Genomic DNA, 7,280 nt, shown 5'->3' on the forward strand with positions numbered 1-7,280 from the left:
CTGCGGGCGCACCGGCAAGGGCAACGCGGCCGGGGTCGGCGCACCGCGGACGGCGCCGTCCGGGGTGAGGAACGCGGGGTCGCCGCCGGGGACCATGCCGAGTTCGCGGGCGCGGCGCTGGAGGGCGTCGGGCGCCGAGTAGGAGTCGACGTCGCGCTGGAGCTGCTGCTCGTCGTCGGTCAGCTCGGTGGTCTGCTTCTTGAGCCTGCTGAGTTTGAACGATCCTTCGTTGAGCGAGGAGTTCAACAGCAGCAGCGTGATGAGGCCGCCGCCGAGCAGCAGCACGACGAGGAGGACGAAGGGAGTTCTGGCGGCCTGGGCGCCGCCGGACGGGGAGAGCGGGAACAGCCGCGCCAACCGTGCGACCCTCCCCCGCAGTTCGCCTGTGGAGCCCCGGGGAGCCCGGGAGCCCTGGGAACCTTTCGAGCCGCTCTTGGCGGTCATGACCACCCCTCTACGCGCGCGTGCCTCACTCGACGGCCTGTTCCGACCCTTATTCGTTGACGTCCTCGCGGATGCGCTGCGCGCCCCGCAGCCGCGCCGGGGCGGCCCGGCGGTTCTCGGCGACCTCTTCCTCCGTGGGAAGTTCGGCACCGCGCGTGAGCAGCTTGAGCCGCGGCTGGTAGCGCTCGGGGACGACGGGCAGGCCGGGCGGCGCCGTGGTGGCGGCGCCGGCCGCGAACACCTGCTTGACCAGTCGGTCCTCGAGCGAGTGGTACGACAGGACGGCGATCCGGCCACCGACGGCGAGCGCCTTCACCGCGGCCGGAACGGCCCGCTCCAGGACGCTCAGCTCGCCGTTGACCTCGATGCGCAGCGCCTGGAAGGTGCGCTTGGCCGGGTTGCCGCCGGTGCGCTTGGCGGCCTGCGGCAGGGAGTCGCGGATCAGCTCGACGAGCCGGGCGCTGTTGCTGAACGGTTCCTTCTCGCGCTCGCGCACGACGGCCGAGACGATGCGCTTGGCCTGCTTCTCCTCGCCGTACTGGCGCAGGATGCGCACCAACTCGCCCGGCGGATACGTGTTGAGGACCTCGGCGGCGCTCATCCCGGCCGTCTGGTCCATGCGCATGTCGAGCGGCGCGTCCTGGGCGTACGCGAAGCCGCGGTCGGCCTCGTCGAGCTGCATGGAGGAGACGCCGAGGTCGAACAGGACGCCCTGGACGCGCGGGATCTCCAGGCGGTCGAGGACCTCGGGCAGTTCGTCGTACACGGCGTGCACGAGGGTGGCCCGGTCACCGAAGGGCGCGAGCCGCTCGCCCGACAGCCGCAGCGCCTCCTTGTCGCGGTCGAGCGCGACGAGGCGGCAGGAGGGGAACGTGGAGAGCAGCGCCTCGCTGTGTCCGCCGAGGCCGAGCGTGCAGTCGACGACGACCGCTCCCGGCTGGGCCAGCGCCGGAGCCAACATGTCCAGGCAGCGCCGGAGCATGACGGGGACGTGTCGCTGTCCCTCCCGTCGCCCACCACCGCCCTGTTGAGGAAGCGCTTCGTGCCCTGTCATTTCCTGGGCCCTCTCAGGTCCGGCGCGGCGGTACGCACTGCCGGGTCCCCGCCCGCTCGTGAAGGGGATGGTGGTCCGTCGGCGCCGGGGAAGTGACGCCGGCCGACCGGAGCGGGAGGAGGCCGAGCCGTACGTACGCGCCGCGCACGCGGGGAGCGTCCGGCAGCGCCGGGATCTCCGTGTTGCATGGTTCAAATGGGGTTCGGCGTCACTTTAGTCCACGGTGCTCCCCGGTCAATCAACTGGCCTGCGCGTCGCGGGCCGCGTCCCCGTGAAGCCGTATCTCCGGACAATTCACCCGATCGGTCGCGGTCCTCCCACCCCTGTGGGTTAGCTCACAACAAGGCTTGATGACGTTCTTTGTCCCGTCTCACAGCAGGCCCGGGCGCTCCGCGACCACTACCGTCATGACTATGACGACTTCCGCATCCCTCCCCTCCGAAGACGCCATAGCCGTCGACGGCACCGTCACCGACCGCCTCGTCGAGGCGAACGCGCGGTACGCCGCTGCCTTCACCGATCCCGGCATGGACGCGCGCCCCGTGTTGCAGGTCGCCGTCGTCGCGTGCATGGACGCCCGCCTCGACCTGCACGCGGCGCTCGGTCTGGAGCTCGGCGACTGTCACACCGTCCGCAACGCGGGCGGCGTCGTGACCGACGACGTGATCCGCTCGCTCACCATCAGCCAGCGCGCCCTCGGCACCCGCAGCGTGGTCCTCATCCACCACTCGGGCTGTGGCCTGGAGGGCCTGTCCGAGGACTTCCGGCACGACCTGGAGATGGAGGTCGGCCAGCGCCCCACATGGGCCGTCGAAGGATTCCGCGACGTCGACCAGGACGTGCGCCAGTCCATCCAGAAGGTGCGCACCTCTCCCTTCCTGCTGCACACCGACGACGTGCGCGGATTCGTGTTCGACGTGAAGAGCGGTCTGCTCCGCGAGATCGACCCGGCGTGACACGAGGCGGTCGGCCACCGGTCGGCCGTCCCCTCAAAAGGTCCTAAGCCTCGACATATCGCGGCCAGTTATCCACAGGCGAGTGACACGAACCGGTAACGCCAACAAGAATGCGTGTGTGGCACCCCGCGCGAGCGACGGAACTTTTCGCGCGTGGTGTCCGTGTTTCGGGGTGGGCCGGTCCGCGTCACAGAGCGTCGGCCCGGGAATGTACGGGCCGAGGAGGGCCGGGTGACGACCTATGACGATCGAGCGAGCCTCACTGATCTGACCACCACTGCGGAGCGGGTGCGCAGGTCGGTGGAGGGTGTGATCGAGGGCAAGCCGGAGGTCGTACGGCTTTCGCTGACCGTGCTCCTCGCCGAGGGGCACCTGCTCATCGAGGACGTGCCGGGCGTCGGCAAGACGATGCTCGCCAAGGCACTGGCGCGGTCCATCGACTGCTCGGTGCGCCGCATCCAGTTCACTCCCGACCTGCTGCCGTCGGACATCACCGGTGTGTCCATCTGGGACCAGCAGCGTCGGGACTTCGAGTTCAAGCCGGGGGCGATCTTCGCGCAGATCGTGATCGGCGACGAGATCAACCGTGCGTCCCCGAAGACGCAGTCCGCGCTCCTGGAGTCCATGGAGGAGCGCCAGGTCACCATCGACGGCCAGACCTACGAACTGCCCAGCCCCTTCATGGTGGTGGCGACCCAGAACCCGGTCGAGATGGAGGGCACGTACCCACTGCCCGAGGCCCAGCGCGACCGCTTCATGGCGCGCGTGTCCATCGGCTATCCGAACCCGGAGGCCGAGCTGCAGATGCTCGACGTCCACGGGGGCGCCTCACCCCTGGACGACCTGCAGCCGGTGGCGCACGCGCACGACATCGTGAAGCTGGTCGACGCCGTGCGCACGGTCCACGTCGCCGACGCCGTACGGCGCTACGCGGTCGACCTGGTCGCCGCGACGCGCAACCACCCGGACCTCAGACTCGGCGCGTCCCCGCGCGCGACGCTGCACCTGCTGCGGGCGGCCAAGGCCTCGGCGGCCCTCAGCGGCCGGGACTACGCGCTGCCGGACGACATCCAGGCGCTGGCCGTCGCGGTCCTGGCACACCGTCTGCTGCCCACCGCGCAGGCCCAGTTGAACCGGCGCACCGCGGAGCAGGTCGTCCTCGACATCCTGCAGCGCACCCCGCTCCCGGCCGCCGACACCCGCGCGCCCCAGGCCTTCGACAACACGACGCCCCCGATGTACGACCAGCAGCCGCCCGGCACCCGGAGGCTGTGATGACGGCCGGGGGGTACTACGGGGCGGACGCCGGGGGCGGCTTCACGGACGGCGACGACTCGACGAACGACAAGGGTGACAAGAGCGGCCTGCGCACCGCGCTCGCCGGTCTGACCACGCGCGGCCGTTCGTTCCTCGCGGCCGGCATCGCCGCCGCGATCTGCGCGTACGTCCTGGGCCAGAGCGACCTGCTCCGGGTCGGCCTGCTGCTCGCGGCGCTGCCGCTGGTCTGCGCGGGGGTCCTGTACCGCACCCGCTACCGGGTCGCGGGCAGCCGCCGCCTCTCCCCCGCGCGCGTGCCCGCCGGTTCGGAGGCGCGCGTGCACCTGCGGATGGACAACATCTCGCGGCTGCCCACGGGCCTGCTGATGCTCCAGGACCGGGTCCCGTACGTGCTCGGGCCCCGGCCCCGCTTCGTCCTCGACCGGGTCGAGGCGGGCGGGCGCCGCGAAGTGTCCTATCGGGTCCGCTCCGACCTGCGCGGCCGCTATCCGCTGGGCCCGCTGCAGCTGCGGCTCACCGACCCCTTCGGCATGTGCGAACTGACCCGGTCCTTCTCGACGTACGACACCCTGACGGTGATCCCGCGCGTGGAACCGCTGCCGCCGGTGCGCCTGTCCGGCGAGGCGAAGGGGTACGGCGACGGGCGGCAGCGCTCGCTGGCACTGGCCGGCGAGGACGACGTGATCCCGCGCGGGTACCGCTACGGCGACGATCTGCGCCGCGTCCACTGGCGCTCGACGGCGCGCTACGGCGAGCTGATGGTGCGCCGCGAGGAACAGCCGCAGCGGGCCCGCTGCACGGTCCTGATCGACACGCGGGGTCCCGCCTATCAGGGCGCGGGCCCCGAATCGGCCTTCGAGTGGGCGGTGTCCGGTACGGCCTCCGCCCTGGTGCACATGCTGGAACGGGGCTTCTCCGTGCGGCTGTTGACGGACACGGGAAGCGTGGTACCGGGCGAGGGCACGGACGGGTTCGCGGGGGCCAGCCAGGAATCGGCGGACGCGGCGGGCCTGATGATGGACACGCTCGCCGTCGTCGACCACTCCGACGCGTACACGCTCTCCGCCGCGTACGACGTACTGCGCAGCGGGAACGAAGGACTTCTGGTCGCCTTCTTCGGCGACCTCGACGAGGAACAGGCCGCCGTGGTCGCCAAGATGCGCCAGCGCAGCGGCGGCGCGGTCGCCTTCCTCCTGGACAGCGAGTCCTGGGTGCAGGGCCCCGGGACGCCGCCCTCGAAGCGGTGCACGGAGCGGCTGCGCATGTTGCAGGAAGCCGGCTGGACCGCCGTGGTGGTGCCGCCCGGCGCCGCCGTCGTGGACATGTGGCGGCAGGCGGACCGGCAGCGCACGGGGACGGTCGGCTCGGCCGGCACCACGGGAGGTTGGTCATGAGCGGTGGCGCCCGCCTGTCGATCTGCGCGACGCTGGCCACGTTCCTGGCCTCGTGCTCGCTGCTCCCCCTGGTCGACAGGTCCACGTGGATCTTCCAGGCCGCGATCCTGCTGGTGATCCAGGCCGCGGTGGGGGCGGCGGCCCGCCGGGTCCCGCTGGCCCGCCCGCTGACGGTCGCGGCGCAGGCCCTCGTCTCCCTGCTGCTGCTCACGCTCGTCTTCGCGCACGACCAGGCGCTCGGCGGGATCGTCCCCGGGCCCGACGCCTTCCGGCACTTCGGGCTGCTGCTGGAGACGGGCGGCGACGACGTCAGCAAGTACATGATCCCGGCCCCCCTGTCCGAGGGCATCCGGCTGATGCTGGTCGGCGGGGCGCTGGTCATCGGGCTCGCGGTGGACGTGCTCGCGGTGACGTTCCGCAGCGCCGCCCCGGCAGGACTTCCGCTGCTCGCGCTGTACTCGGTCGCCGCGGGACTCTCCGACGGCGGGACCGACTGGCTGTGGTTCCTCTTCGCGGCCGGCGGCTATCTGGTGCTTCTGCTCGCCGAGAGCCGCGACCGGCTCTCGCAGTGGGGGCGGGTGTTCGGCGGCACGGGGCGCGTACCCGCCGCCCCGGGGCAGGACGGTGCGGGCGGCGCGGTCGCCCCGGTCCGGACCGGCCGGCGCATCGGTGTGCTCGCCCTGGGCATCGCACTGGTGGTGCCGCTCGCCCTGCCCGCGCTCGACGGCGGCCTCCTCGGGCCCTCCGGCAGCGGTGTGGGCAACGGCACGGGTGGCGGCGGCACCATCTCCGCGGTCAACCCGCTGGTCTCGCTGCAGAACAGCCTGAACCAGCCGGAGGACCGGACCGTGATGTCGTACCGGACGAACTCCGAGCAGACCTCCGACATGTACATGAGGATCGTGGCGCTCGACGAGTTCGACGGCACGACGTGGCGTCCCTCGGTGCGCAGCATCACCGACGTGCCCCGCCCGTTGCCGAACCCGCGCGGGCTCGACGCCGATGTCGGCAGGACCGAGATCACGACGAGGATCGCGGCGGCCGACTGGTACTCGCAGGACTGGCTGCCGATGCCCTTCCCCGCGACACAGGTGTCGATCAACGGGCGCTGGCGCTTCGAGCAGGTCGGCCGCACCCTCGTCGGCGACCACGGGCAGACGACGCAGGGGCAGAAGTACACCGTCAAGAGCATGATCGTGCAGCCGACGGCCCAGCAGTTGGCCAATGCGGGCGCACCGCCGTCGGACATCGCGAAGGACTTCACGAAGGTGCCGCGCTCGCTGCCGGACGTGGTGCGCTCGACCGCGCTCAAGGTCACGCAGGGCGCGGCGAACAACTACGAACGCGCGGTCAAGCTGCAGGACTACTTCGCGGTCAACGGCGGCTTCACGTACGACGTCCAGGTGCAGGCGGGCAGCGGTTCCGCCGCCATAGCCCGCTTCCTGAAGGACAAGGAGGGCTTCTGCGTCCACTTCTCCTTCGCGATGGCGGCGATGGCCCGCACGCTGGGCATACCGGCCCGCGTCGCGGTCGGCTTCACGCCCGGCGCACCCGCGGGCGACGGCAGTTACACGGTGGGCCTGCGGGACGCGCACGCGTGGCCGGAGCTGTACTTCGAGGGCGTGGGCTGGACCCGCTTCGAGCCCACCCCGAGCCGCGGCACGGTCCCTTCGTACACGCAGGACAACAGCCCGTCGGACGACCCGAGCAACCCCGCGGCGCCGAGCGAGTCCGCCTCCTCGGCCCCCTCGGCCTCCCAGCCGTCGTCGTCGCAGAGTTGCACGGCGGCACAGCGCAGGGACGGCAGCTGCGGCAACACGGCCGCGGCGGTCGTGGGCGCAGGGACGGACGACGGCCCGCCGATCGGCACGATCCTGCTGGTGACCCTGGCGGCTCTGCTGGTCCTCCTCGTGCCCCTGCTGCCGATGCTGTGGCGAAAACGCCTCAGGGCGCTGCGGCTGGGCTCGCCCGGCCGCACGGAGGCCGATGTCGCCGCGCGCACGCTGGCGGCCTGGCGCGAGGTCACCGACACCGCGTGGGACCACGGCATCGGCCCCGACGACTCGCAGACGCCCCGGAAGACGGCGGCGCGCATCGCCCGGGTCGGACAGCTCGATCCGCCGGCCGCCGAGTCCGTCCACCGGGTGGCGGCGG

6 protein-coding genes are annotated in these 7,280 nt (G+C 71.9%); 4 read left to right on the top strand and 2 right to left on the bottom strand.

All coding sequences use genetic code 11. The features are described from left to right. The coding region (locus G3I40_RS33795) for a septum formation initiator family protein (RefSeq protein ID WP_164558655.1) at nt 1-444 on the bottom strand (444 nt) is incomplete at its 3' end. Between the two features lie 49 nt (nt 445-493). Continuing rightward, nucleotides 494-1,498: a 16S rRNA (cytosine(1402)-N(4))-methyltransferase RsmH gene (rsmH, locus tag G3I40_RS33800; RefSeq protein ID WP_164558656.1), complete on the bottom strand. Its 1,005-nt coding sequence runs from the start codon at nt 1,496-1,498 to the stop codon at nt 494-496. Nucleotides 1,499-1,848: 350 nt separating this feature from the next. Between rsmH and G3I40_RS33805 the strand changes: the two genes are divergently transcribed. From G3I40_RS33805 to G3I40_RS33820, 4 genes are all read left to right on the top strand, one after another. Beyond that, complete coding sequence (locus tag G3I40_RS33805) at nt 1,849-2,454, top strand: carbonic anhydrase (protein ID WP_164558657.1); 606 nt, start codon at nt 1,849-1,851, stop codon at nt 2,452-2,454. A 231-nt stretch (nt 2,455-2,685) separates the two neighbouring features. Beyond that, nucleotides 2,686-3,729: a MoxR family ATPase gene (locus tag G3I40_RS33810; RefSeq protein WP_164558658.1), complete on the top strand. Its 1,044-nt coding sequence runs from the start codon at nt 2,686-2,688 to the stop codon at nt 3,727-3,729. Beyond that, nucleotides 3,729-5,126, top strand: coding sequence for a DUF58 domain-containing protein (locus tag G3I40_RS33815; RefSeq protein WP_164558659.1), 1,398 nt, complete (start codon nt 3,729-3,731; stop codon nt 5,124-5,126). Before G3I40_RS33810 ends, G3I40_RS33815 begins: the two co-directional genes overlap by 1 nt. Next, the coding region (locus tag G3I40_RS33820) for a DUF3488 and transglutaminase-like domain-containing protein (protein ID WP_203645246.1) at nt 5,123-7,280 on the top strand (2,158 nt) is incomplete at its 3' end. The genes G3I40_RS33815 and G3I40_RS33820, both read left to right, overlap by 4 nt.

This window comes from Streptomyces sp. SID14478, from assembly GCF_010548525.1.
Lineage (GTDB): Bacteria > Actinomycetota > Actinomycetes > Streptomycetales > Streptomycetaceae > Streptomyces.